This is a genomic window from Calidifontibacillus erzurumensis (genome assembly GCF_013303125.1).
Classification (GTDB): Bacteria; Bacillota; Bacilli; order Bacillales; family Bacillaceae_J; genus Calidifontibacillus; species Calidifontibacillus erzurumensis.
Genome location: NZ_JABTTE010000002.1, coordinates 158,153 through 184,939, shown reverse-complemented (window position 1 = coordinate 184,939; position 26,787 = coordinate 158,153). Strand labels below are relative to the sequence as shown.

The following is a 26,787-nucleotide window of genomic DNA, read 5'->3' as shown; positions in this document are numbered from 1 at the left end:
TTAACGATTTCTACACCACCACTCAAATGCAATTAATAAAATTATGAAGACAAATACATAGCACATTTCTTTCCAAGGAGTCAGTTTTACTCTTCTGTCAGGAAAAAATAATCGGTCTGAAAAACCTCTTGATTCAATAACGAGCGACATTTTTTTATATCTTTCAAACGTTTTAAAAAACAATTGAAAAAGAACGAGACCTGCACTATGAAGGATCCGCTTCCACGTCAAATTTCCTTGCCTCGATAAAACAACTTGATGCATCTCAGAAATGGATTGCAAAAATATAAAAATAAATCGGTACATACTAACAAAAATGTCCAATAACACTTGCGGCACGCCAATTTTATGGAATACGTGCAAAATTTGGTGAAATGGGGTCGTGACCAAAAGTGCAAAAACACATATAAAAACGCTTAAAGATCTTGTTATAACCTCCAGTGCAGATTCCAAACTGCTTATCGAAATATACACGTGCCACTCGTTCGTTTTTATAATCGAAAACCATTCATCAAATTCTAAAGCAGTTGGTGAAATGTTAATCAATAATGCCGGTAAGCTGACAACTAAAAATAAACAAGGGACAAGAAGCCACTGGCACAAAAAACGAAACGGAATTTTTGCAATCAATACTAAGAAAATAACGGTGCTGAAAAAAACGATCAGTTGAACTTGAACATGAGAAATAAATGCAATCAATCCTACGAAAAATGCCGCACTAATTTTAAAACTTGCGGAAATATTCCGAAACCTATTTTTATAGCTAATTGTATCGAGCTTAAGATTCATTCCTTTCACTACTTTCCTTCCGGCCTTTTGTTAACCCGATAAAATATCCAATAAATCCTGCACCTAATGCTGCTTGAAGAGCAAATAATAAACTTTCGACTTCACCGCTTGGCGCTTCAAATAGTGGATCAGCCCATGGATCATAATCCGGATTTCTTTTTTGGATTTCTTCCTCTGCGAGACTATCAGCCCCTAGAAAACTTGCGTCCCCAAGGAACAACAATGGGCTAAAAGCAACCAGTGCTGCTAAAATTAAGACCCATTTATTTTTCATGACCGAACACCCCTTGTTTTAAATTCTCTAATAAACGAATTTCTTTCCCATTGTAGGCAGCAATCCAATTCCAAACGACAATGGTCAACAATCCTTCGACAATGGCTAAAGGCACTTGTGTAACTGCAAAAATAGTTATAAATTTTAGGAAACTAGTTACAACCCCATTTGTTGGAAATGCCAAAGCTAATTGAAGAGAAGTAAAAAGATACGTCACCATATTAGCCATAAATGCTGCGCTGAAAATGGCAATTGCTTGTTTATTCGTTAAACGGTTCATTAGCTTGTATGCATAATAACCTGCCAAAGGTCCAACGACTGCCATTGAAAAGGCATTAGCCCCAAGTGTAGTAATACCACCGTGAGCTAAAAGAAGCGCTTGAAAAAACAATACAAACGTCCCTAAAACCGTCATCATTTTCGGTCCAAATAAAACGGAACCAAGTCCAACCCCCGTTGGGTGAGAACTGCTTCCTGTAACTGATGGGATTTTTAAGGCAGAAAGAACGAAAACAAAAGCCCCTGCCAACCCGAGCATTAATTTGAGCTGCGGGTGTTCTTCCGTTAATTTTTTAATTTTGACTAGTCCCATAATAAAGAACGGCAAAAAGACAACCCACCAAAACAATGTCCAACCGATTGGTAAATATCCTTCCATAATGTGCATGGCAGCCGCATTCGTCGGCACATTAACCACAAAGTAAACTATCAATAATAACAAGAAAGCTAATAACCGCTTTTTCATCAACGCTGCTCCTTTCAATTTTTAAATATAGGAATCCGTAAAATAAACATAAGACAAATAAAAAACCTTATCTCCGAACGGAGATAAGGTTCCTTGTTACAGTCAAACTCTTGTAATAGACAAAATTAGACACAAATAAACATCTTGAAACCTCATTCCTCCCCTCCGAAGGCATAAGTGAGCAAGCTTTAAAAGCAGGTCTCCTGGCTCGTACTTCATTTTACTCTTGTCCCTTCCCAGACATTTGTCCAGTGGATCATGACAATTTCATCCGTACTCACAGTAGCGGGGGCTGCATCGGATTTTCACCGATTTCCCTATTATCTATACAAATGTATAGCACTTTTAAAGCGAACTATTTAGTTTTAAATATATTTACTATATAACATACAAATTTTCTAATTTGCAAGGAAAATTTTTTTGTTTTGACTAAATCATACCTTCTTTGACAAAATTAAGCACAATAAAATTGCTCCAAAAAAGCCGCTTTTGAATCATTATAATAAATTTTGTTAGGGTGATTGTAATTTGAAATTAATATCAATTTTTTACAAATAGACAAATCTATTTTCGATAAATTGATTTGTAGTTTTTTGACTAAAGAACCCGTAAATAGCAATCTATACTATTGTTTGAACTAAAAATTAAACATAGTATTGCTCCCAAGGGAAAAATTACTAATTTTGTATCGATTACACTATTTAACTTCTCTCTTTTGTAGTTACAAATTTCAGAATATTTGATAGAATAGTTTTAGCTACGAATTTTTTTATTATTTTTGTCTATAGGAGGAGTTCAGATGAGTAGAGCCCAGACAGAACAATTACAACAAAAAGGATATTTCGGACAGTTTGGAGGTAGTTTTGTTCCACCAGAATTACAGGAAGCATTAGATTATTTAGAAGAGCAATTTAATAGATTTAAAGATGATGAAGATTTTAATAATGAATTTAGATATTATTTAAAAGAATATGTCGGTAGAGAAAATCCGTTAACATTTGCCCGTAACCTAACAGAAAAACTTGGCGGCGCCAAAATCTATTTGAAACGTGAAGATTTAAACCATATGGGTGCTCATAAAGTAAATAACGTGCTTGGGCAAATTCTACTAGCAAAACGTATGGGGGCAAAACGAGTAATTGCTGAAACTGGAGCTGGCCAACACGGAGTTGCAACAGCTATGGGCTGTGCGATGTTTAATATGGAATGTGTCATTTATATGGGAAGCGAGGATACAAAACGGCAAGCCCTAAACGTATTCCGTATGGAAATGCTAGGTGCAAAAGTCGTTCCTGTTTCCAAAGGCCAAGGACGCTTAAAAGAAGCGGTCGATGAAGCGCTAAATGATCTTGTTGCCAATTATAAAAATACTTTTTATTTGCTTGGTTCTGCCGTAGGGCCACACCCATATCCTTTAATGGTGAAACACTTCCAATCAGTCATTAGCGAAGAGTCAAAACGTCAAATTTTAGAAAAAGAAGGACGTTTACCAGATGCTGTTGTTGCTGCAGTCGGTGGTGGCAGCAATGCCATCGGTGCTTTTGCCCATTACATCGATGAGCCGTCTGTTCGTTTGATTGGTGTAGAACCTGAAAAAGCAGCAACTATTACAGAAGGAGTTCCTGCGATTATTCACGGTTTTAAAACATTGACTTTACTTGATGAACAAGGTAACCCAAGACCAACTTTCTCAATAGCAGCAGGTCTCGATTATCCAGGTGTTGGTCCTGAACATAGTTATTTAAAAGAATGTGGCCGAGCTGAATATTATACTGTAACGGACGATGAAGTACTTGATGCTTTCCAATTGCTATGTAAAACAGAAGGAATTATTCCTGCATTGGAAAGTTCTCATGCGCTTGCTTACGCTTTTAAACTTGCTCCACAAATGGAAAAAGATCAAATTATAATCGTCAATTTATCTGGACGCGGCGATAAAGATGTCCAACATGCTTATAACCTTTTTCAAAATAGAAAACAAAATAATTAGCTCTTTAATTTCTAGTGTTGGTGAATAAAACCAACACTTTTTTTATACAAAAAAATGAGGCAAGCACCAAAACTCAGGCTATAAAAAAGCTTAGAGAAAGTAAACTCCCTCTGAGATATCCGATTACATATTACTATTAAAGTTCACAAGTATATTACCAACACCTTTTGACTAAGAACCTCTTAATCTTTAGACGAAACGCTTCATATCTAAAATATCACTGGATATTCGTGGTTTTATCTTTAACTATTGAAAACAGGAATTCATCAAGAGCCTTTTCTAATCGATGATGATTTATAAGATCAAGGTAATCATCAGGAATGATCAAATATTTACAGACGTTCGTTTTTAAGTAACTGTAAATAATATTAGCTTCATCAATTTCTTCTTTATTTATACAATCTCCCGGGGAACTTTCTCTAATTTTAAAAACATGTAAAATATTTGCTTTTACTAATTGGCGAACCTCTTTTAAATTTTTGATGTTCAAATCATAAATATAATTGTAAAGGACTTTGTTTCTATGGATAAAGAAAAGTTTCATTTTTTTATCATTTAAAAACTCAATCACAACAATATTTAGATTTGCTTTTGTGAATTCTATAACCTTTTCTTTTTTTAATAAAGATTTCAAGGCTGATAAACAATCCCGAATCTTTGCTGCTTTTTCAAAATCAAAATGAATCGATGAATCGTTCATTTCTTGCTCCATTTCTTGAAGGATCCTGGTATCTCTCCCTTCTAATAAAGCAATGATGCGACCGATAATTTGATTGTGTTTATCAATGGCGGAACTTTGAAAACACATACCCAAACATAATCCTAATGAATAGTTTAGGCATGCGGATTTTCGATTTCCTATATGATTGCATTCTATTTTATAAATTTCTTTTAAGCCCTTGATTGCTTTCTCGACTGTATTCTTGCTTGAAAAAGGTCCAAAGAATAGACTACAGCTATTCTCGTTAATTTCATTTGTTAGTTTGATTGTATGAAGCTCATCCGTCATATCAAATTTGATATACGTATAGCTTTCGGGACTTTTCATTAATTTATTGTAAAGAGGCTTTAATTCTTTTATGAGCTGACATTCAAGCAAAAAAGCGTCGAATTCAGTGTCTGTGATGATGTAGTCAAAATCCTTCAAGTGGCTGACAAGTTTTTCAACCTTTTTCGAATGTTTTTTGAATTCTGAAAGTATGATAGAACCCGCTGATTTAAATTTTTTGATTTTCCCACATAGAGGACACCACCAGAAGAATCCTTCATTAAATAAATACCTGGGGAAGATGGTAGTTTTTTTGCTTTTTCTTTAAGATTCATTTTTGATTCCCCCCACCACAGCTCGCCCCTTTATTTCTAAATAATATTTTATGGCTCTCTTTGATTTTATCAGAAAAAATAGTTTTTAAAATTAATAATCTATACATCTGTTTATTCAGCATAGATGTATTAAATCAGGTAAAAAAGAAAATGCAGAAAAAATCTAAAGGATTGTATTCAAGGGGGATCGTGCAGGAGCAGCAAAGACTTTGGAGTTTTTATTGCACTTTTATCCTATTCATCCATATTATGTATTGATGAAATCACAAGCACGGGGGGATTTTAGTTGCCGAAATATATCTGGGGAGTTGATTCAGCCCAAAAAGTAACCCAAGAGCTATATAATTGTGTTGTCAATAATTATAGTTACCCAAACTTCTGGGGACGGTATTTAACAACTGTACCTAATGCTTCAGAAGGGTTAACGGCTAATGAAATTCAATTTATGAAATCAAAAGGGATTAAACTTCTACCCATATATAATGACTTCAGAAAGGCAACGGGTTATCGCGAAGGGCAAGTTGCAGCGCGAAATGCAATTTTCCATGCTAGAAGATTGAATCTTGTGGAGGGCACTCCGATTTTCGCAAATATCGAACGTTTTTTTGAAGTTGATGAGGCTTGGATTCGCGCTTGGGTAGAAACAATGTACCCTAGTGGTTATATGAGTGGATTTTATCACGACCCTCAAGAAGGATCTTTTAACGAAGCATTTTGTGAAGCAGTACAAAAGAACAATCAAGTGAAAACGCAATCGATCTTGTGGAGTGCCGAACCTGCACCCGGTGCCACTGATAACAAAAAAGCGCCAACCTTTAATCCTAAAAAACCGAATTGCGGCGGAAACGTTTGGGCTTGGCAATATGGTCGTGATTCAACGGTTTGTCCAATCGATACGAACTTAATTGATAACAGGTTATTTATGAAACTTGCTTAAGGTATTAAAAACACGTAAGTCTCATTAAGGACTTTTTACGTGTTTTTCTTTTTAACATATTTATCGTAAAAAATCAAAAAAGTTAATAAAATGATTTTGAACTGAACCCAAAGGAGATAACGAAAGCTGGGGGAGAAATTATTAAAAATTACAGCATTTTACTTTTTGCTATCCGTATTATTAGGAATGTTCATGTCCATACTTAAGAATTTTGATTATACACCTGTTCATGCTCATTTAGCATTACTTGGATGGGGAAGTTTAGGCTTAGCTGGCTTCATTTATATTTTGTATTCAAAAGCGGAACAAAGTAAGCGCGGAAAAGCGCATTTTGGGCTCCCCATCCCCAATATTGGATTCCCATCATGATGATCGGCTTATTACTTTATCTCAATGGTTTCCTTACCGAACCGATAATCGCAATCGGATCAACCATTACGACAATTGGAATTATTTTATTCTGTGTCAATGTTTATAAAAACGTATCTGCTGCAGATCGAAAGGTATAAATATAGGTAATCGGGCTAACACAAGCAACCCCTCTTGAAGTTAGCCCTTTTCTTCGCATCAAAAATGAAACCGCTTAGCAATTGTACTCAAATTTTTTGCCTCTTTAGATAAAATAGCAGCATCTTCTGCTAATTCATGAATTCCTTCGATTTCATGATCCACGGTTGTTGTTGTTTCTTGAACCATATTCGTAAAGTCTTTGGCAATAACATTGATTTCATCAATGATTTTTTGCAGTTTCCTACCATTTTCCGTGACAGACAACGAGTATTTTCTGTTATTTGACACAAGCTCCTTCATTTTAATAGAAGCAGTTTTTAATTTATCAATCGCAACTCCTGCTTGGCTGACAAGCTCTACCCCGTCACCAATCGTTTTTACGTTAGCTTCAACTTGGTCCACTGCAACCTGCAATTCATCCCTCGTATGTTGTAATAAAGCAAGAATATCGTGTGCGAACTCATTTGTTCCTTCTGCCAGTTTTCGAACCTCCGATGCAACAACTGCAAAACCTTTGCCGCTTTCACCAGCGCGTGCAGCTTCAATCGAAGCATTTAAAGCTAGCAAGTTGGTCTGTTTTGCAATATCTGTTATCAAAGAAACCTTTTGCATAACAAGATCAGCATCATTGGAAATCGTACGAATTTTTTTCGCAGTTTCTGTCACTGACTCTTGAATTTCTCTCATCTGCTTTTGGGTGGAGAATACCGCTTGCTCGCCCTCTTCAGATGTTTGCAAAGCTTCGTCTGCACCATGAACTGCTTTCTCAACTTCTTTTTGCATTGTTTCTACAAGCTCCACCATGATATCAACCATTTCTTGCGCAGCAATGACAGAACTACTTTGTTGTTCAGCTCCTCCCCGAAAAGATTGCATCGTTGCTGAAACTTCATCGAATGCTGCAGCTAACTTTTGTGCGGATTGTTCTTGATGAACACTAATTGTACCTAATGAATGAGCGGCTTCCTGAAATTTATTGATAATCGAACGGATTCCGATGATAACTTTATTTATTTCATAGCCGATTTGATGAAATTCGTTCCTAGCACCTATTGTTTTGACTTCTGCACTTAAATCACCGGAGGAAATCGTCCTTGTTACTGCGTACCAGTCCCGCAGCCGGCCTCTAATATTTAAATAATAATAAAGACTAATGATGGCAGAAAATAACGCTGTAACGAAGAATGTAATCAAGCTTTGAACAAAATCCAATCCAAACAAATAAACGAGAAAAGCTGCCAATAAACTAGGTGCTATACTTAATAATATAAACATCGGGCCTATAAAAGGACGGTGGATCAGCCGGCCCAATCTTAAAACATATTTATTTCCAGCATTATCTTCAATAATTGGACAGGAAGCATCAATAAGCACTTCCCCTGTATTTCTCTGATACAGCTGCAACAAAGGAACGGATGTTCTTGCTGCTTTCATTCCTACTTCATCTGTAAAATATCCACCTTCCCTCAATCGATTCGTATGAACAAAACTGCGTCCGCTTTGATCTACAATAACTAAAAATTCGTCGCTTTTTAATTCCCTATCTAAAATTGAACGTAAATGCTCAACTTGATCTTCAATTTGAACGTCAATTTTCCAATTATCTCTAATAATAGTAGCAACTTCTGCTGCTTTTTGAAGTGCTTGTCTAGCAGACTTCTTTTTTAATAAGCGGCTCATTATTTCCCCCCCAAACTCCCATTATAATTTTTTGAAAATTATTTAAAATAAAACATTATAGCTATATATTACGACAAGAATTTGAACTTTTCATCCAAAATTTTAATATGAAAGCTTCTTTCTGTAAGCAAAAAAAAAAGCTATGTTAAACGTTTAAAATTGAAAATTATGTAAAAGAAAAGGCAGCTAAATTTCCCCAATGAATTTTGAGTTAATGGGGAGGGTTCTTGCCAGTATTAAAGATGATAATAAGAGTACTTTACCTTTTCACAAACTCGTTTTGAAAAGATATGCTAGCCAAATTTATGGAAAGTCGCTGTCAACCCATCGATAGGCACCCAAAGCATGTATTATTAAAAGTACAGTTTCCCCTGCATGACCGATATTCTTGCACAATTTACCGTATACGCTATCATTTCTTTTGGTAGTGCAAGTATACGTAAAATAGTTTGTTTAGCTCGGCGCATTTTGTTTTTTCCCCTTGCCCTAGCTTCACAATGATCCAAACAGGTTCTTGGTCTTATTAGCGTATATTTTTCTTCAAATTGTTTTAAAGTCATTTTTGACAATCTAATACCCACATCAAAGGTGTTTTGTGGTTTTGTCATTGAATTATTTTTATAAATTCTTCCAAACAAAAACTCTCACTAGAAACCTACAATTTTCTTCTTTATTTTGAGTTCTAAATATGAAAACATCTTACCTCTCCTTATTTCATTATCCTTCCAATAAATTAAAATAGGACTACACAACCCCTCTTTGTTTGGACTTCCAACCATTGAAAATTCAGATAAACCAATGAAAAACCGAATTTTTTTGTGGTGTTTATCAATGTGTATTAACAAGTTACTAAACGCTTTCCTCCCATTCACACCCTTACGAATATATGTTCTTTAAATGGTCATACTAAGATTTCGGTAAGCTAATAAATATCAACACTTACCTTTAACAGAGAAAAAAATAAAAAGGCAAGTGATGGAAAGTGGAAAATTACCGTCACTTGCCTTTTCCTATTCAAATGATGTTTATCCAAGAGCGACATCTAAAATCATCATGATTGTAAAACCAATCATCAAACAGATTGAAGCTAAATCATTATTTCCATTTTCATGGGAGCTTGGAATTACTTCTTCAGCAACAACAAATATCATTGCACCAGCAGCAAAACTTAGTGCATAAGGGAGGAGCGGCTGTATGAAGCCAACAGCAAGAGCACCAATGACAGCCGAAATCGGTTCGACCATCCCGGACAATTGCCCATAGCCAAAACTTTTCAACCTGGACATGCCTTCTCTTCGAAGCGGCATCGAGACGGCAACTCCTTCAGGAATATTTTGAATCCCAATACCTATGGCTAATGCTAGCGCTCCAGCCAATGATGCAGAAGGAAAACCAGCAGCAACCGAACCAAATGCCACTCCAATCGCAAGTCCTTCAGGAATATTATGCAATGTAATTGCCAGTACTAATAATGTGCTTCTCCGCTTTTTTTCTGGGTTCAAACCTTCCGCCTGCTCGATTGATGACATCGGATGTAAGTGGGGAATCACTTTATCAATGGCCATTATGAAAAGACCGCCGCATAAAAAACCGATAGCTACAGGTAGCCATGCTATTTGGCCACTTTGTTCAGACATATCAAGCGCAGGTGACAATAGTGACCAAAAGCTGGCAGCTATCATAACTCCCCCAGCTAAGCCAAGCATACCATCAAGCATCTTTTGATTATATTTTTTTGAAGTAAATACCATTGCCGCTCCAACTGCTGTCATTAGCCACGTAAACAAAGTAGCAAGCAAAGCCTGAAGAGGCGGTTGAAACTGTGACAAATATTCGACCATTTCCCGTGATCCTCCTACTAGGAACAATTAGTTTATCATCAACATATGCAAATTTAATAGGAAATGTGCCCATAAAAATTGTATTAATGCAAAGTAGTCATTTTTTTATAATCCGCCACTTTAATAAGCATCGCCGTTTCGTCACAATTTAAAAACTTCGGGCAATTCAAACAGTCTTTCCAAATTTTTTGCGGCAAAATTTCTTTATCTACAATTGTAAATCCACATTTTTTAAAAAAATCAACTTGATAAGTCATTGCAAATACATTTTCTACACCAAGTTGTTCCGCTTCTTCAATTAAATGATACACCAATTTTCGACCTATACCTAATCCTTTGGCTTCTGGGGCAATGACGAGCGAACGAATCTCAGCTAAATCACGTCCTAATACGTGCAAACTCCCCGCTCCAACGATTTCTCCATCCTGTTCAGCGACACGTATGCACTGGATATTTTCATATAATGACAAATGTGTACGAGGCAATAGGAGATCCTCTTTCGCATATAAATCTATTAAATCAAATATGGCATCGACGTCATGTATATTAGCTTTGCGAATGATCATTTTCCTGTCTCCTTGTATATTCAAATTTCTTTTATGTCTTTTATCATGTTAGTTTCTAATTTGCCCCGTTCCTTTAACAATATATTTGGTAGATGTAAGTGCTGGAAGTCCCATCGGTCCTCTTGCATGAAGCTTTTGCGTACTAATTCCGATTTCTGCTCCAAAACCAAACTCGAAACCATCCGTAAATCTTGTAGAAGCATTATGATAAAGTGCTGCAGCATCTACGTAATTGAAAAACTTTTCTACATTTTCAGGAGTCTCGGAAATGATCGCTTCTGAATGAAGGGAGCCATACGTGTTAATATGTTCAATTGCTTCCGTTACATCATCAACAACTTTCATAGCGACAATCAAATCTAAAAACTCCGTTCCCCAGTCGTCTTCCGATGCTTCAAGAACATCCGGGGCGATTTCTCTTACCTTTTGATCCCCGCGAATTTCAACTCCTTTTTCTTGCAGTGCTTCCACCAATTCAGAAAGGTGCTTGTTCGCCCACTCACTGTGGACTAATATCGTTTCACAGGCATTACACACAGAAGGGCGTTGTGTTTTCGCATTGACACTAATTTTAATCGCCATCTCTTTATCTGCAGTTTCATCAATATAAACATGGCAGTTGCCCACGCCTGTTTCTAAGACAGGAATTGTTGAATTTTCAACTACGCTTTTTATTAAACCTGCACCACCGCGGGGGATTAATACATCCAAATATTCATTCAACTTAAACATTTGACTGGCAGTTTCCCTGCTTGTATCCTCTAATAATTGCACAGCACTACTTGGAATATCTGTCTGTGCTAACGCCTCGTGAATGACTTGGACAATCGCTTTATTAGAGTTTATAGCAGAAGAACTTCCGCGCAGAATAACAGCATTACCTGTTTTTAAACAAAGACTTGAAGCATCAACGGTCACATTTGGTCTCGCTTCATAAATCATACCGACAACGCCCAACGGGACTCGGACTTGTTTAATTTTCAATCCATTTGGTCTATCCCACTCTGCCAACACTTCCCCAACCGGATCTTTAAGGTCAACCAGTTGAAGAAGGGCATCGGCCATATCTTGAATTCGCGATTTCGTTAAACGAAGACGATCTAATAAAGATTCTGACAAACCATTCTTTTTACCGGCTTCAATATCTTTTTCGTTTTCAGTTAAAATATAGTCCATTTGTTTAATTAACTGTTCGCTAATTTTTCGCAGCGCTTCATTTTTTTGTTCAGTTGTTTTTACAGCCAGTTCACGAGTAATTGCTTTTGCCTTTTTTGCTTTTTCCAATAATTCGCTCATTTTCTCACCTTCTCCTTTTTTAATGCAATCCAATGGTCACGATGGATGACTTCCTTTTCTCCATTTTGTAAAATTTTCTTTGCTTCACTCGTGGATAATCCTTTTATTTTTATTAATTCTTCCGCATGGTAATTTACTTCGCCACGGCCGATCACTTCACCTTTATGATTAACCACTTCAACAACATCGCCAGCAACAAAATTCCCTTCGACACGAACTACTCCTGCTGGAAGCAAACTACGTCCTTTATTTAAAAGAGCATCAACAGCGCCAGCATCAATTTCAATTGTACCGGCTACATTCGAATGAAGGGCAATCCATTGCTTTACATTATTTATACCCGAATGTTTGGCATTGCCTATGTAGGTGCCATCCCCTTTTCCGGCTAAAATATCGATCAGTTTTTCTTTGCCCGAGCCTGTACCGATAAATACATTTACCCCTAAAGAAAGAGCTGTTTTCGCGGCTTCAATTTTTGACCTCATTCCACCGGTGCCCATTTTTGAACCGGATGCTGAAGCAGCTTGAAGCAATTCATCCGTAATTTCCGGCAAATAATTATATTTTTTCGCATTAGGATTTTCATTCGGATTTTGGTCGTAAATCCCATTTACATCTGTTAAAATGATTAGAAAATCAGCATGAATCAGTCCGCTAACTAAAGCGGATAACATATCATTATCACCGAAAGTAAGCTCTTCTACAGCCACTGAATCATTTTCATTTATAATCGGCAGAACATCCCGTTTTAATAGTTCTGTCAATGTTGCATAAGAATTATTGTATTGCTCCTTATTCATAAAACCGCTTCTTGTTAACAATAATTGGGCTGTTACAATGTTATGGGCTTTAAATTTTTCAATGTACCCTTGCATTAATAACCCTTGGCCAACTGCAGCAGCGGCTTGTTTTCCAGCGATTGTAACGGGGCGGGTCGGATAGCCTAGTCCTGTAAAACCGGCTGCCACTGCACCCGATGATATTAAAACTACTTCATGCCCTTTCTTTTTGAGGAGAGCAAGTGCTTCAACATGTTCCGAAAGCTTCTCCATCGATAGGCCGCCATTTGCGTTCGTTAATGAACTGCTGCCAATTTTCACAACAATTCGCTGTTTTGCCAAAATAGATGCTCCTTTCAAAAAAATGATTGGAAGAAGTAAGGAATGAAAAACAAAAAAGTTGTACTAATAAAAAAGACTCTTGACCATCCTTGAAAAGGACGGAAGAGTCATATCTTTCGCGGTACCACCTTTTTTGGCCAACATAGCCCACTTTTATCCGTAACGAGGATTTCAATCGGTTAGCTTTTAACTAACAGCTCCGGGGTAGGTTCGCATGGTTCTGTCACGATGGAACCTTTCAGCCTGTGAGTTCCACTCTCTTGCGGACGATCTTCCATCTACTAGTCCCCTTCAATGCTTTTATACTCTCAAATTCATAATTTGGTATTATTATGCGCTATTGAAATGTTTGTTGTCAATATGATTGATCGGAAAAATTTTAATTCAAAAATTAGTCACAAAACAATAGTTTTTTCGTCGATGGCATTATTGAAAAATATTGTCTATCATACCTATTCTTAATTCATTTGAAGGCTTTTTATTAATTATCCTGCAGATTTCAATTTCATAGAGTTATATTTGAAATAAATAGGTGCTATCCTTTATCAAATAGTAATGATTTCAGAACGGCAATATATTCCCTTATCCATAGTTGTGTTTTCACAATTGCTGGAGTTTCTGCTGATAGGGTATACGGTTTTAGACCTAATCGTTTTGCAATCATACTAGCACGATATAAGTGAAAATCATTACTAACAATAATAACTTCCTTTTCTCCATTAAGGAATTCCTTAGAGAATTTGATATTTTCAAAAGTTGTTGTAGATTTTTCTTCTTTAATGATTCGATCTCTTTCAATACCATTTTCATAAAAAAATTGTGCCATTGCTTCTGCCTCAGTTATCGCCTCTCCTTTACCTTGACCACCAGATACAACCACTTTGCTTGTCGGATTTTCCTTTAAGTACTCCAATGCTTTCGAAACTCTGTTATATAACGATAAAGACAACTCTTCCCCTCTTATTCGGGCACCAAGTACAATCAAATAATTTATATTTTCTGGAGGGTCTTTTTTAGCAGTAGAGGAAATTGCGATATGAACTACAACAAAATATAAAAAAATAATGAAAATCGTACTACCGAAAATGACTCGTATGAATCGTTTAATCCTAGTTCATCTCCTAGACTATTTTAGTGAATAGTACACTCGTTAAAAAAATTTGCTTATTTTCTTCATTTACAATTTTTATACATTATCTTGTTGAATACTTCTATTCTTTATTATTTTCCAAAACGGCCAAAAATACGGATTCTGCTATTTAAAATCCAATTAATAGTTTAAACACCTGGTCGTTAAATGAAATATATTTGGATTGATATATTACCCTCAATTTGTTCAGGGTGTTTTTTATTAATAACATTTAAGATGGTATGTTCATATTGTTCCCTCAATTTTTATTTATAAATTATTGAAGTGGAGATGTGCAAATATTTTCATAGAAAAATAGAAAGGCAAGCGGTGAAAAGATCACCTCCTGCCAATCTTTTAAAACTTATTATACAATCTTATACTATTATGCCAATCTAAATATAATACCGTGCCCGCCTTTTGGATATTCCCATTTAATATTTTGGTAAGGACAGCCTATACGACAGCTGCCACATTCATGACAGCCTTCATAACCGACAAACATCCTGCCGCTTTCCTCCCATTTATACACTTCACCAGGACAGAATACAGTACAGATTTTATCAGGACATTTTGTTGCACAAACATCATGATCTAAAATTGTTAAATGGGATTTTTTATCGGCTTTGTAACGGACTAAATATTGTTTTTCTTCAAGTGTTGTCGCCATTTTGCCCATTATTTCATCACCTTCCATGCACGGTATAAGTCTTTTGCGACGGCTAGCTTACCTTTATTTCCGATAATCGTTTGAATGGCAGCTTTTTGTTTTTCACGTTTTGGCACTCCATCAACTGACAAAAAGCTGCTTGCCGCTTTATTCATCAAAGGAATGTATTCCTTGAAGTATTGCGGATTTGTTTCAAATGTATGTGTAGCATCTTTATACTTCTCCAAGTCTTTTCCGATAAAGCTGTTCATAACTTTTTCTCTATATTTAGACAATGCTCTCTCAGAAAAGTCACCTTTTTCTTTTGCTTCGATAATCGTTTCTGCAGCTAACCGTCCAGAAGTCATCGCCATATTGGAACCTTCGCGATGAATGCCGTTTACAAATTGAGCAGCATCCCCAGCAACAAGAACACCGTCTCCAAATAATTTTGGAATCGAATTGTAGCCGCCTTCTGGTATTAAATGGGCCAAATATTCTGCAGATTCACCGTCTTTAATTAATGGTTGAACCATCGGGTGGTTTTTTACATATTCCAATAGCTCATACGGTTTAATTTTTTCCCGCATCATGCTAGATAAAGTAACTCCAACACCAATATTTACGCTTTCTTTGTTCGTATATATGAAAGAAGTTCCTAAATTACCTTTTGTAGAGTCACCAAAAATTTCAATCGCTACCCCTTGATTGTCATTTACATTAAAACGTTCATTAATTACATCTTTAGGAAGATTGATTACTTCCATTACGCAAAGAGCAACTTCGTCCGGGCGTAATTCTTTATGAAAACCGAGCTGTTTAGCCAAGAGCGAATTAACACCGTCTGCAAGAACAACTACATCTGCATATACATCGCCGTCTGGGCGGTCCGTCCGTACGCCGACGACTCTCCCGTTTTCGACGATACATTCTAAAACTACTGTCTCATTTATGAGTAAAGCACCGGCTTCGACAGCTTTTTGGGCAAACCATTGGTCAAACTTAGCCCGTAAAACTGAGAAGCAATTATACGGTGGCTCCCCCCATTCCTCATTTTTAACACTTGTTGTAATACATGATTTTTTATCCATTAACCAAATCCGTTGTTCAATAATAGGACGCTCAAGAGGTGCTTCTTTCCAGAATTCTGGAATAATGTCCTCTAATTGTTTTCGATATAAAATTCCACCCATTACGTTTTTGGCACCAGGATATTCTCCACGTTCAATTAGTAAAACATTTAATCCTGCTTTGGCTGCAGTGTAAGCACAGGATGAACCAGCAGGTCCCGCACCTACAACGATTACATCAAATTTCTCAGACATGCTCGACTACACCTCCGGACTTTTCTAGTGCTGCTTTAAATTCTTGAATAAGCAGTGGAAGAATTTCCATGGCATCGCCAACGATTCCATAATGGGAAGCATTGAAAATAGGTGCATTCGGATCTTTATTAACCGCAATGATTAATTCAGAGTTTTTCATCCCAACAACGTGTTGAATGGCACCGGAAATACCGAATGCAAAGTAAATTTTTGGCGATACTGTTTCACCCGTTTGGCCAATTTGCAAAGAATGATCAAGCCAACCTGCTTCGACAACATCGCGTGTACCTCCAACGCTTGCACCGAGAACATCGGCTAATTCATAGAGAAGCTGGAAGTTCTCTTCACTTCCCATTCCTTTGCCCCCGGCAACGATGATATGGGCATCAGCTAAATTTGCTTTCTTCTTCGCATCTCTAACAATCTCTAAAACTTTCGTACGAATGCTGCTTTCTTCAAGCCCTAATTTTTCCTCAATAATTGTTCCTGTCCTGCCTACTTGTCTTGGCAATGCCTTCATTACTTTCGGCCGTACAGTTGCCATTTGCGGACGATGTTTCTTACAAAGAATCGTCGCCATAATATTTCCGCCAAATGCCGGACGGCTTGCTTCGAATAAGCGATTTTCCAAATCAATATCAAGCATCGTCGTATCTGCTGTTAAACCAGTACTTAAATCCGTTGCAATTGCGCTTGCCAAATCTTTTCCGTTTGATGTTGCCCCGTATAAAATAATTTCCGGCTTATATTTTCTTACGAGATTGCTTACACCATGCATAAATGGCTCAGTTCGGTAGTTTTTTAGAATTGGATCATCAATTACATAAACTTCATCTGCACCATATTCAAAACAAATTTGTGCTAAATTTTTAACATTATAACCTAATAGAAACCCTCCAAGCGGTACATCTAGTTTATCAGCTAAAGCCCGACCAGCACCTAATAGCTCTAAAGAAACTCCGGCAATCTCCCCTTGCCGTTCTTCAATAAATACCCAGACGCCTCTATATTCTTCGATCATCTTATTTCCCCCTATTTACTGTTGAAAAAGTTCGCTCTTTTCAGCCAAAATCGTTGATACAAGTTGCTTCACTTGTTCAGCAGAACTTCCTTCGATCATTTTCGCTTTTTCAGGCGGTTTTGGCGCCCACATTTTTCCAACGACCGTCGGTGATCCTTTTAATCCAAGTTGAGATATATCTACGCCCTCCAAATCATCGACTGACCAAATGACCGGTTTATATCTTGCTGCTTTAATCATATTTGGCAGCGGCGAATAAGAAATTTCATTAATTTCCTTTTCAACGGTAATTAAACATGGCAATTGCGCCTGAATGACTTCATAGCCATCTTCAATTTTGCGATGAACTTTAATATATTTTTTCTCTACGTTAACTTCCTCAACTTTAATGACTTTTGTAACAGGCGGAATATTTAGGCGCCTAGCAATACCAGGTCCAACCTGGCCTGTATCTCCATCTATTGCATGTAAGCCGCAAAGAACTAGATCAATCGGTTCTTCTTTGGCTATTTTTTTCAGAGCATTATACAAAGCATAGCTTGTTGCCAGCGTATCTGCGCCTGCAAAACGTCGGTCTGTAATTAAATAGCCAGCATCTGCTCCTATTTCAATGCTCTTTTTAATTACTTCCGTTGCTTGCGGTGGTCCCATCGATAAAACGGACACTTTGCCGCCAACTTTGTTTTTGATGCGTACTGCCTCTTCCACAGCGTGACCATCATATGGGTTCAAAATAGCCGGAACCCCACGACGGTCCAATGTGTTCGTTTTCGGATTGACTTTGATGATTTTTGTGTCTGGCACTTGTTTTACACAAACAACGATGTGCAAAAGAAACACACTCCTCTCGATAAACAACACGATTTTTAAGTGAAACATGTAACAAATTGTTATATTAAAAGAGTTTAAAATGAATTTTAAACTCTTTATAACCAAACAGACCCGACGATAAAAAAGAATTTAAGCAAGCGTTTTCATTCACTTTAAAAATCCACATCATATTTTTTGAAAGAAGACAGCCCCGTCACATTTATTTACACTATTATCATTATTTTTATGCTGTTGTAATACAATTTACAGTTTAATTGTACAATTATTCACAAACTTTTTAAAGTAGGTTTTTGAAATTTTTTTGAATTTTTTAATAAATTTTATTCCACCCTCTGTGATTTGCATCACTACCATAGTGTTAAAGTTATTATATAGTTTATGTAGATAATTTTTAGGAGGTAATAGCCCATGTCTTTCACAATAACAAGTTCAATGACTTTAGGAGATATAGTAACGAAATTCCCACAAGCTGCTGATATATTTAAAAAACATAAAATTGACTTCTGCTGCGGTGGAAACCGTTCATTAGCGGAAGCACTTCAAGAAAAAAATTTGAAAGAAAATGAAATTTTACAAGCGCTTAATGAAGGCTATGCAAAAATGGAAACTATGAACACTGATACAGTCAATTGGCAAGAAATCGGGAGCGCCGATTTGATTGATCATATCGTCCAAACACATCATGCTTATTTAAATGAGGAACTTCCGCAATTAGGACAGCTGGTTACAAAAGTATATCGCGTTCATGGTCCGAACCATCCTCATCTCGCAAAGGTGTACAACTATTATCACGATTTAAGCAAAGAGCTTGTCGAACACCTTATTAAAGAAGAGGAAGCAATCTTCCCGCTTGTTAAAGAATACGAAGCCGAACCTTCAACAGAAAAACTTGAAAAAATTAAGTCTGCCATCAATGAATTAGAAGCAGAGCATGACAAAGCTGGCGATTTGTTAAAACTTATTCGTGAAGTAACAAATGATTTTACATTGCCGCCTGATGCTTGCATGACATATACATTGACATATCAAAGATTGGAAAACCTTGAATCCGATATGTTTAACCATGTCCATAAAGAAAATAATATTTTATTCCCTCGCTATTTAAATAAGTAATATATATGTATATGGCTGTTTCAAAAGTCAATTTCTATTGACAATTGAAACAGCCTTTTAAAAAGGAAATAGACATGAAACATATCATGTCTGATTCACCTTACCTATTCAAATGAAAATCAATAACATATATTTATATAGATTAATATCCATAATCCCAATCAATCTTGTCCTCTTTAAAACCAACAAACTCCACATTTCCTAAATCAACTTTATGATCATTAATAGTGCATGTGCAATGACCACATCCGCATTGTTTCTTAATTTCCTCCATTGTTTCTTTTTCAACATCTTCCAAAATGATAACCTCATGGTCACGGTAAAGTACAGCCGTGCCTGCCATAGTTTCATGCGCCACCTTTCAATTCTCTTCAAAATGTTTTTTCGTTATTTCTAATTCAATTATATGCACATCTTTTATGAATATCACTGTAATGTGAAAATGTTCACAATGGTGGCAAAAAAAATAAAACATTTTGTTACAAAAGAAAAAATCAGCTGAATTAAACTGCAAAAATGTTATAATGGTCATGGATAAGACATTCTTTGTAAAACGCTTTCATTATATAACGAAATAATTGACCCTCTAAATTTTTAGAGAGCCAAATACAAATAAAAACGGTAGAAAATTATTTGCCATTATAAAGATCACAAATATATTGAATGACAGATTGTTCTTCCTCTTTCGTTTTTTGTTGTTCCTCCGGTTTCACAACAACAGTATTTGACATTGTTTTCCTTCCCCTTTATATTTTAATTTATCAATATTTTCTGATAATTTTAAACCCGAATGCTTACAAAGTCAACACTATTTTTCATAAATTTTTTTTGAAATTGTTGTCATTTTATTGAAAACGCTATCATACAATTGATGAAAATTCCGAACATTAATGAATCATATGTATTTGTGTCATTAAAATCGACGCTCTTTTTTCAAATAAAAAAAGCTGCGTCCATTTAACGCAGCTTAGATTGCCATTGGTCTCTTAACTGTTGCTTCACCGGCTTCGGTGTTGGAAATAACGGCCGGGTACCGTGGCCTTTATAATCACGTAAATAATCTTTTAATGCTTTTTTTACATTTTTTCCTAATGGAAATCTTTTTTTATAGGATTGTTCGTCTTGCTTATCAAAAACTTCTTGAGGCATCGGAGCGTTAAGCATATGACAAACCTCCTTCCTTGAATTCCCCTACTTCTATTATAATAGATTTAAGGCCACACAGAAATAGGCAATTGACGAGTTAACCGATGATAATTTTTTCTTTTGGATAATGATAATTTTCTTCTTTTTCCGGCCCTCGAATTAAAAATAAAAATGAAAAAATACCAATTCTACCAATAAACATTAAAGCGATGATCACCAGTTTTCCGACAGCAGAAAGTTCACTTGTGATCCCCATGGATAACCCACAGGTTCCAAAAGCTGAAGCTACTTCAAAGATAATCGGCATTAATGGAAGTGCTTCTGTATAAGATAAAATCGTTACAGCTGTTCCACAAAGCATGAACGCTGTTGTAATTACAATGTATGCCTTCGTAATATCAATTGGATCAATTTCTCGTTTGAACACTTTAATCGTATTTCTACCTTTTGCGTAAAAGAAAATACTTAAACACATAATTGCAAAAGTAGTTGTCCTGATGCCTCCTCCTACACTAGAAGGCGATGCCCCGATAAACATCATCAATGACATGAGAAGTAATGTCGGTTCCGAAAAGTCCCCCACAACAATTGTTGACAAACCTGCACTACGCGTTGTCACCGACTGGAATAATGAAGCAAAAAAAGCTTCATGCCACTTTTTATCAGCAAAAACCTGGTTCCATTCCAGCAAATATATACTTACTGAGACAAAAACTACTAAAGCAAAAAAAGTTACAGTTGTAATTTTCGTAAACAAAGAAAAATGGTAAGGATATTTGCCCCGATGTGTTAAATAATGCTTGACCTCAATTAAAACCGGAAAACCGATGGCCCCTAATATAATCAAAATCATTGTAATAAACTGGACAAAGTAATCATGGGCATAAGGCATAAGCGATGTTCCTGTTATATCGAACCCTGCATTTGTTGTTGCACTAATCGATAGAAATAGCCCATGAAAAAATGCTTCCTGCCATTTCGGATAATATTTTAAAAAATAGGTACCTAATATTAAAGCTCCAATCGCCTCAATAATTACGATCAATAATAAAATTTGTTTCATTAATGAGACTAGACCAGAAATCGTTGACTGATTTTGATCCGTCATAATTAATAGCCGTTCTTTAAGACCAATTTTCTTTCCAAAAATCAACCATATAAATGTTCCTAGTGTCATAATTCCAATGCCGCCGAACTGCATAACAAACATTAAAATAAAGTAACCCACAACACTAAATGTATCTCTAGTTGGTACGACTGTAAGACCCGTGACACTGATCGCACTCACTGCAGTAAATAAAGCATCAATAAAACTTAAAGAAACCCCGGGCTTATGAGCAATAGGCAAACTAAGAAGCAATGTCGAAAAAAGTACTGCACATACATAATATAAAACGATTAACTGGACAGATGTTAACTTGGGCAAATGTTTCCCATTCTTTTTTTCTAACATCTTTAATCTCCTTAATTGGCTAAACCATCTCGTTTTGACCCATATGCTAATTAGTTTACCTTGTCCAATAAAAAAGTCAATGATAACTCTTACTGACGAAAGTCGCCTGCATTCTAGTGAAGTCGGTTGACCTTGCAACAATAAAGCAAGGTCATTGGCTCTGAATGGATGTGGAATAAGAAACCGAAAATATCGCTTATGTGAATAGATCTCACAAATAAGAACAAATGTTTTTATAGAACATATTTTCGTGTATAATAAAAATGACAGTACATGACTAACAGAAAGGAGAATAAAGGTTGATCAAAGACCGTGGCACAATCAAATGGACAGCAATGATGCTTCCCGAGCATGTTCATGAAATTAGAGAGTTGTGGGCGAATGATCGAAAACTTCCAAAACGCTCGCTTGATGAACAACAATTAGAATTAATCAATTATACGATTCAACAAGCAATGACAGAAAATACCTCTGTGAAAATAACATATTATGAAAATGGCTGTTATTTAGAAAAAATCGGCTATATAAAAAAAATTGATCCTCTTTCCTCACAATTATATTTACACACTTTGCAAGGGGAAAAAATAAATATTGATATCTTCCATGTTCTGGAAGTATTAGAAATAAACATGGAGGATAACACTTCTTTATATGATGAAAACTAAAAGACGTAATAACTATCACATAAGGAGCTGACGATATGACACAGTCAAAAAGACAACAAGAACGGCAATTTCGTAAACGCAAAGAAGCACAAAATCCCCATGGAAAAGTGAAGTCATTTAAGGAATTAGCAGAAGATAAAGAATAAATGAATAACTAACAGAGGAAAACAAGAGGATATCCGAAAAGCAGAGCGCAAAAATGTATATCTAAATTTAATGTATATCTAAATTTAAAGATAGGAAAGGGGCGCAAAGATCACCCATACGGCTTTCTGTGCGACCCCTTGTTTTTATTTGCATTTTTACATGCGATTTACGAACTGTTCAATCCGATTAAAAGCTTCTTCAAGCGTCTCCATTGAATAAGCGTAGGACAACCTTACAAAGCCTTCGCCATACTCTGAAAAGGCACTCCCTGGAACAACTGCAACACCTGCTTCTTGCAGAAGCTTCGTTGCAAAATCAAGGGAAGTCATATTAAACCGTTTAATAGATGGGAAAATATAAAAAGTACCATTTGGCTCTTCCACATCAAATCCGAGAAATTTTAATCTTTTGTATGAATAGTGCATTCGTTTCATATATTCATGCTTCATTGTCAAAGCACTATTCATTCCTTTTGTTAAAGCTTCGATAGCCGCATATTGTGAAATGCTGGATGCACACGCAATCGAAAATTGATGGACTTTAACCATATACTTTGTTAAAAAGGCCGGTGCAAAAGCAAAGCCGATCCGCCATCCTGTCATCGAATGCGATTTAGAAAGGCCGTTGACAACAACAGTTTTCTCTTTCATACCTGGAAAGGAAGCAATAGAATAATGGCTGCCTTTGAACACGAGCTCACTATATACTTCATCAGACAATACAAAAATATCCTTGTCTTTTAATAATTCAGCGATTTCCTTTAAATCTTCAAAGTTAAGCGTACATCCGGTTGGATTAGAAGGATAAGGTAATATTAAACAGCGCGTTTTATCAGTCAAATGTTCTTTTATTAACGATGCAGTCAGTTTAAACCCGCTATTTCGGGTATCAACAAATACCGGGATCCCGCCTGATAGTCTAATTAAAGCTTCGTAACTTGGATAGGCAGGTCCTGGTAAAATGACTTCTGTACCTTCTTCAACGATCGTCCGAAGCGCAATATCAATAGCTTCACTGGCACCAGAGGTTACAATAACTTCCTCTTCATGATCATACTCAAGCCCATATTTATTTTTTACAAAATTACAGGCAGCTTGCCGTAATGGAAGCAAGCCGGCATTATGAGTATAGGTCGTATAATCATGATCGATAGCCCACTTTCCAGCTTCTTTAACACCTTCGGGAGATGAAAAATCAGGTTGTCCAATTGTGAGTGAAATGACATCTTCATAATCAGAAACCATATTAAAAAACTGACGGATCCCTGAAAACTGAATATCTTTTACCCTCGGATTGATTAAATATTCCACTTATGATCATCCATTTCTATGTAAAATAGCCTAACTATTGCAAAAATACTTTTAATTTAATTATAAAAAAAACAAACATATCGTAAAGTATCATGCTTCACTTCATGTGCATCTTGTTAATGGCAACTGCACGGAAACTGTTGTTCCTTTACCTACTTCACTATCAAAATGCAGTTCCCCAAGATGGTCCTCCACGAGTTTTCTCGTAATCATTAGGCCTAGACCAGTTCCTTTTTCTTTCGTTGAATAAAATGGTTCTCCCAATTTTTTTAATCGTTCTTTTGAAATGCCATGACCGTCATCAATGACGCGAATCGTTACTGTAGAATCTTCTTTATTGATTTCACCTTTAATAACAACGGTTCCTTTTGACTGAATTGCTTCTAATGAATTTTTAATAATATTTATGAAAATCTGTTTTATATGGTTCGCATTACAATTCACTTTCGCTGAAGTAATATCCCATAGATCAACTTTAATCTCAATCCCTTTAAGATTGGCCTCCGCTTCCATAAAGCGAATCACCTGCTCTAATACCGGTTTTAAATATTGCACTTCATATTTTATTTCTTGCTGCGGTTTAGCAAGAAATAGAAATTCATTTATAATTGACTCAATTCGTTCAAGCTCGTCCAACATAATATCGGTATAAGAGTTAGGAACTTGCCCTTCTGATTTAATAATTTGCAAAAATCCTTTAATGGACGTTAATGGATTTCGAATTTCATGGGCAATGCCAGCAGCAAGTTGTCCGACTGTTGATAACTTATCAGATCTGCTTAACAGCTCTTCCCGCTCAATAATGCGAGTAATATCTTCGGTAATGCCGACAATAACCTCTAAAATTCCATCTTTAAAAACCGGAATTCCCTTGACCCTTATCCATTGCGGAGGCAAATTTGGCTGTTGATAGCGAAACTCGAAAATCGTTTCACATTCCCTCATCTTCAACAATGCCGCATGAACTTTCTGCCGATCGCAAGGATCAATTTGCTGTAAAAATTGATAATATTTTTCCTCAAATTCATCACTGGAAAATCCAAGAATATTTTTTATGGCAGGACTAATGTAATACCACTCTTCAAAATCCGGTGAAGCGATCCAAAAAACTTGCCCCATATTATTTGCAAGAAGATGAAAACGTTCTTCGCTTTCAATTAAAGCCTCAATCATCCGTACTTGCTCGGTCACATCTTGTGTAAGAATCGAAAGTCCATCTTTGGAAGGATAAGCAGTAAACTGTAAATATTTGTTGAATTTCGGGGTATACTCCTGAAAGCGTACGACTTTTTGCTCTCCCATAGCTTTACAAATATTTTTATAAATACCTGGGTGAGAATCAATTGGAAAAACTGACCAAAGACTTTTCCCTAAAAGTTCATCCCTCGACTTTTTGAAAATATTTTCCAATGAATTATTTAAAAAAGTAAAAGCCCACGAGCGATTAACCGCACAAAAACCGTCTGAAATGCTTTCTAACAGTTCGAAGTGACGTTCATTAGAAGAACGCAATACTTCATTTAGCATTTCCAACTGTCTCCTTAATTCATTATTTTCTAATATGTCTTCTCTTACTTCTCTAACAAGATCATTTTCTATTTGTTTCATTTCCGAATTCACCAAATATCTAAATTTTTACTTACATTAATTCTATAAAATAAGCATTATTCCTGTTAAAGTTAAAAAATTCCCATATAATGAATTATAGACTAAATAAAGGAGGCGCTCAAATGGAAGATTTATATCATACATTAGATAGTTTATATAGAGAAATGGTAGAAATCCGGAGATATCTTCACCAACACCCTGAATTATCTTTTGAAGAAGTTGAAACACCAAAATTTATAGCTGAGTATCATCGCAACCTCGGAAACGAAGTTCGCACACAAGTCGGAGGACGTGGGGTTGTTGCAATTCTCAAAGGTAAAAGACCGGGTCCTACTGTTGCTTTACGAGCAGATTTTGATGCACTTCCTATTCAAGAAGAAAACGACGTTCCTTATAAATCCAAATTTCCTGGAAAAATGCACGCATGCGGACATGACGGGCATACAGCAACATTATTAGTATTGGCAAAAGCTTTTCAATCGATAAAAGAAACGATCGCTGGAAATATCGTTTTTATCCATCAACATGCAGAAGAAGTAGCCCCTGGAGGAGCCATTGCAATGATTGAAGATGGCTGTCTTGAAGGAGTTGACGTCATCTTTGGAACTCATCTCTGGTCGACAATTCCCCTAGGAGATATTACATATCGCCCAGGTCCATTTATGGCAGCTGCTGATAAATTTGAAATAAAAATTCAAGGAAAAGGGGGACATGGTGCCCTTCCTCATCTTTCAAAAGACTCAATCGTGATCGGATCTCAATTAGTACTTAATTTGCAACAAATCGTTAGCCGCAGGGTTGATCCTTTGGAACCAGCTGTTCTTTCCATTGGTTCTTTCGTTGCGGAAAACGCTCATAACATCATTGCCGATTCTGTCTTTATGGCAGGTACAGTCCGAACAATGAATGAAAAAACTAGAAATTTTATTGAAAAGGAAATCGACCGCATCGTAAATGGAGTTTGCTCAGCATCTGATGCTACCTACACGTATACGTACAATAAAGGCTATCCCCCTGTCATGAATCACGCTGATCAATGTGAATTTTTAGCACGTATCGCTCAAAATGTTCCTGATGTCGTCAATGTTTATGAAACACCACCGATCATGGGAGGAGAAGATTTTGCCTATTATCTTCAACATGTAAAAGGAGTATTTTTCTTTACTGGTGCAATGAATCCTGATTGGGAAATTGTCTACCCACACCACCATCCAAAATTTGATATTGACGAACGGGCTATGTTAATTGCCGCCAAAACATTAGGTAGTCTAGCTGTCAATTATATGAAAAAAAGCTGAGGATCTGTCCTCAGCTCTTG

The 26,787-nt window shown here is 36.3% G+C and carries 29 protein-coding genes, 1 riboswitch and 1 other annotated feature; of the genes, 8 read left to right on the top strand and 21 right to left on the bottom strand.

Going from position 1 to position 26,787, the window contains the following annotated elements; genetic code table 11:
• From cbiQ to HR057_RS02710, 3 genes are read right to left on the bottom strand one after another with little or no spacing between them, the layout of a single operon-like run.
• Complete coding sequence (cbiQ, locus tag HR057_RS02720) at positions 1–789, bottom strand: cobalt ECF transporter T component CbiQ (RefSeq protein WP_230474335.1); 789 nt, start codon at positions 787–789, stop codon at positions 1–3.
• Complete coding sequence (locus tag HR057_RS02715; RefSeq protein ID WP_173729868.1) at positions 779–1,063, bottom strand: energy-coupling factor ABC transporter substrate-binding protein; 285 nt, start codon at positions 1,061–1,063, stop codon at positions 779–781. Before HR057_RS02715 ends, cbiQ begins: the two co-directional genes overlap by 11 nt.
• A complete protein-coding gene (locus tag HR057_RS02710) occupies positions 1,053–1,811 on the bottom strand; it encodes an energy-coupling factor ABC transporter permease (protein WP_407926108.1) in 759 nt (252 codons plus the stop codon). Before HR057_RS02710 ends, HR057_RS02715 begins: the two co-directional genes overlap by 11 nt.
• A gap of 173 nt (positions 1,812–1,984) precedes the next feature.
• Positions 1,985–2,170, bottom strand: a riboswitch (cobalamin riboswitch).
• Between the two features lie 437 nt (positions 2,171–2,607).
• On the opposite strand from HR057_RS02710, the gene trpB reads away from it, so the two are divergent.
• Complete coding sequence (trpB, locus tag HR057_RS02705; protein WP_173729866.1) at positions 2,608–3,798, top strand: tryptophan synthase subunit beta; 1,191 nt, start codon at positions 2,608–2,610, stop codon at positions 3,796–3,798.
• A 217-nt stretch (positions 3,799–4,015) separates the two neighbouring features.
• Here the strand turns inward: trpB and HR057_RS02700 are convergent, their stop codons facing one another.
• Together HR057_RS02700 and HR057_RS16945 are read right to left on the bottom strand one after the other, a co-directional pair.
• Entirely contained in the window at positions 4,016–4,945 is a 930-nt protein-coding gene (locus HR057_RS02700) for a UvrB/UvrC motif-containing protein (RefSeq protein ID WP_230474330.1), read from the bottom strand.
• The gene (locus HR057_RS16945; protein WP_230474329.1) at positions 4,942–5,121 is read right to left on the bottom strand and encodes a GIY-YIG nuclease family protein; all 180 of its coding nucleotides are present in this window, start codon (positions 5,119–5,121) and stop codon (positions 4,942–4,944) included. The genes HR057_RS02700 and HR057_RS16945 overlap by 4 nt, the downstream gene beginning before the upstream one ends.
• A 286-nt stretch (positions 5,122–5,407) precedes the next feature.
• Between HR057_RS16945 and HR057_RS02695 the strand changes: the two genes are divergently transcribed.
• The 3 genes from HR057_RS02695 (at position 5,408) to HR057_RS17285 (ending at position 6,567) form a co-directional block, all read left to right on the top strand.
• On the top strand, positions 5,408–6,058 hold the full coding sequence (locus HR057_RS02695) for a glycoside hydrolase domain-containing protein (protein ID WP_173729865.1): 651 nt from the start codon (positions 5,408–5,410) through the stop codon (positions 6,056–6,058).
• Between the two features lie 192 nt (positions 6,059–6,250).
• Positions 6,251–6,427: a hypothetical protein gene (locus HR057_RS17290; RefSeq protein ID WP_329955819.1), complete on the top strand. Its 177-nt coding sequence runs from the start codon at positions 6,251–6,253 to the stop codon at positions 6,425–6,427.
• The gene (locus HR057_RS17285; protein WP_329955818.1) at positions 6,427–6,567 is read left to right on the top strand and encodes a hypothetical protein; all 141 of its coding nucleotides are present in this window, start codon (positions 6,427–6,429) and stop codon (positions 6,565–6,567) included. The genes HR057_RS17290 and HR057_RS17285 overlap by 1 nt, the downstream gene beginning before the upstream one ends.
• A 58-nt stretch (positions 6,568–6,625) precedes the next feature.
• On the opposite strand, the gene HR057_RS02685 is transcribed toward HR057_RS17285, so the two are convergent.
• The 11 genes from HR057_RS02685 to HR057_RS02640 all read right to left on the bottom strand — a co-directional run bounded on the left by HR057_RS02685 (position 6,626) and on the right by HR057_RS02640 (position 18,027).
• Complete coding sequence (locus tag HR057_RS02685) at positions 6,626–8,248, bottom strand: methyl-accepting chemotaxis protein (RefSeq protein WP_173729864.1); 1,623 nt, start codon at positions 8,246–8,248, stop codon at positions 6,626–6,628.
• A gap of 353 nt (positions 8,249–8,601) precedes the next feature.
• Positions 8,602–8,808: a putative immunity protein gene (locus tag HR057_RS17345; RefSeq protein WP_407926109.1), complete on the bottom strand. Its 207-nt coding sequence runs from the start codon at positions 8,806–8,808 to the stop codon at positions 8,602–8,604.
• A gap of 465 nt (positions 8,809–9,273) precedes the next feature.
• A complete protein-coding gene (locus tag HR057_RS02680; protein ID WP_173729863.1) occupies positions 9,274–10,089 on the bottom strand; it encodes a ZIP family metal transporter in 816 nt (271 codons plus the stop codon).
• Positions 10,090–10,172: 83 nt separating this feature from the next.
• Positions 10,173–10,655 (bottom strand): N-acetyltransferase, encoded by a 483-nt coding sequence (locus tag HR057_RS02675; RefSeq protein ID WP_173729862.1) that lies wholly within the window; start codon positions 10,653–10,655, stop codon positions 10,173–10,175.
• A 48-nt stretch (positions 10,656–10,703) separates the two neighbouring features.
• Positions 10,704–11,951: a glutamate-5-semialdehyde dehydrogenase gene (locus HR057_RS02670; RefSeq protein WP_173729861.1), complete on the bottom strand. Its 1,248-nt coding sequence runs from the start codon at positions 11,949–11,951 to the stop codon at positions 10,704–10,706.
• The gene (gene proB, locus HR057_RS02665) at positions 11,948–13,072 is read right to left on the bottom strand and encodes a glutamate 5-kinase (protein WP_173729860.1); all 1,125 of its coding nucleotides are present in this window, start codon (positions 13,070–13,072) and stop codon (positions 11,948–11,950) included. Before proB ends, HR057_RS02670 begins: the two co-directional genes overlap by 4 nt.
• 91 nt (positions 13,073–13,163) lie before the next feature.
• Positions 13,164–13,376: a binding site (T-box leader), on the bottom strand.
• Positions 13,377–13,607: 231 nt separating this feature from the next.
• Entirely contained in the window at positions 13,608–14,057 is a 450-nt protein-coding gene (locus HR057_RS02660) for a YdcF family protein (protein WP_268990187.1), read from the bottom strand.
• A gap of 529 nt (positions 14,058–14,586) precedes the next feature.
• The gene (locus tag HR057_RS02655; protein ID WP_173729858.1) at positions 14,587–14,898 is read right to left on the bottom strand and encodes a ferredoxin family protein; all 312 of its coding nucleotides are present in this window, start codon (positions 14,896–14,898) and stop codon (positions 14,587–14,589) included.
• A complete protein-coding gene (locus HR057_RS02650; RefSeq protein WP_173729857.1) occupies positions 14,880–16,175 on the bottom strand; it encodes an FAD-dependent oxidoreductase in 1,296 nt (431 codons plus the stop codon). Before HR057_RS02650 ends, HR057_RS02655 begins: the two co-directional genes overlap by 19 nt.
• Positions 16,168–17,196: an electron transfer flavoprotein subunit alpha/FixB family protein gene (locus HR057_RS02645; RefSeq protein ID WP_173729856.1), complete on the bottom strand. Its 1,029-nt coding sequence runs from the start codon at positions 17,194–17,196 to the stop codon at positions 16,168–16,170. Before HR057_RS02645 ends, HR057_RS02650 begins: the two co-directional genes overlap by 8 nt.
• 15 nt (positions 17,197–17,211) lie before the next feature.
• Complete coding sequence (locus HR057_RS02640) at positions 17,212–18,027, bottom strand: electron transfer flavoprotein subunit beta/FixA family protein (RefSeq protein ID WP_173729855.1); 816 nt, start codon at positions 18,025–18,027, stop codon at positions 17,212–17,214.
• A 408-nt stretch (positions 18,028–18,435) separates the two neighbouring features.
• Here HR057_RS02640 and ric point away from each other — a divergent pair, with 408 nt between their 5' ends.
• A complete protein-coding gene (gene ric, locus HR057_RS02635; RefSeq protein WP_173729854.1) occupies positions 18,436–19,140 on the top strand; it encodes an iron-sulfur cluster repair di-iron protein in 705 nt (234 codons plus the stop codon).
• A 142-nt stretch (positions 19,141–19,282) separates the two neighbouring features.
• Here the strand turns inward: ric and HR057_RS02630 are convergent, their stop codons facing one another.
• From HR057_RS02630 to HR057_RS02620, 3 genes are all read right to left on the bottom strand, one after another.
• Complete coding sequence (locus HR057_RS02630) at positions 19,283–19,483, bottom strand: hypothetical protein (RefSeq protein ID WP_173729991.1); 201 nt, start codon at positions 19,481–19,483, stop codon at positions 19,283–19,285.
• A 614-nt stretch (positions 19,484–20,097) separates the two neighbouring features.
• A complete protein-coding gene (locus HR057_RS02625; protein WP_173729853.1) occupies positions 20,098–20,304 on the bottom strand; it encodes a hypothetical protein in 207 nt (68 codons plus the stop codon).
• A 79-nt stretch (positions 20,305–20,383) separates the two neighbouring features.
• Positions 20,384–21,739 (bottom strand): TrkH family potassium uptake protein, encoded by a 1,356-nt coding sequence (locus tag HR057_RS02620; RefSeq protein ID WP_173729852.1) that lies wholly within the window; start codon positions 21,737–21,739, stop codon positions 20,384–20,386.
• A gap of 299 nt (positions 21,740–22,038) precedes the next feature.
• On the opposite strand from HR057_RS02620, the gene HR057_RS02615 reads away from it, so the two are divergent.
• Positions 22,039–22,404: a YolD-like family protein gene (locus tag HR057_RS02615; protein WP_173729851.1), complete on the top strand. Its 366-nt coding sequence runs from the start codon at positions 22,039–22,041 to the stop codon at positions 22,402–22,404.
• A gap of 35 nt (positions 22,405–22,439) precedes the next feature.
• A complete protein-coding gene (locus tag HR057_RS16940) occupies positions 22,440–22,550 on the top strand; it encodes a DUF6254 family protein (RefSeq protein WP_230474328.1) in 111 nt (36 codons plus the stop codon).
• Between the two features lie 156 nt (positions 22,551–22,706).
• Here the strand turns inward: HR057_RS16940 and HR057_RS02610 are convergent, their stop codons facing one another.
• Positions 22,707–23,861 (bottom strand): aminotransferase A, encoded by a 1,155-nt coding sequence (locus tag HR057_RS02610; protein WP_173729850.1) that lies wholly within the window; start codon positions 23,859–23,861, stop codon positions 22,707–22,709.
• Between the two features lie 102 nt (positions 23,862–23,963).
• Positions 23,964–25,469, bottom strand: coding sequence for an ATP-binding protein (locus tag HR057_RS02605; protein ID WP_173729849.1), 1,506 nt, complete (start codon positions 25,467–25,469; stop codon positions 23,964–23,966).
• 122 nt (positions 25,470–25,591) lie between these two features.
• On the opposite strand from HR057_RS02605, the gene HR057_RS02600 reads away from it, so the two are divergent.
• Positions 25,592–26,767 (top strand): M20 family metallopeptidase, encoded by a 1,176-nt coding sequence (locus tag HR057_RS02600; protein WP_173729848.1) that lies wholly within the window; start codon positions 25,592–25,594, stop codon positions 26,765–26,767.
• The last annotated feature ends 20 nt before the right edge of the window (positions 26,768–26,787 follow it).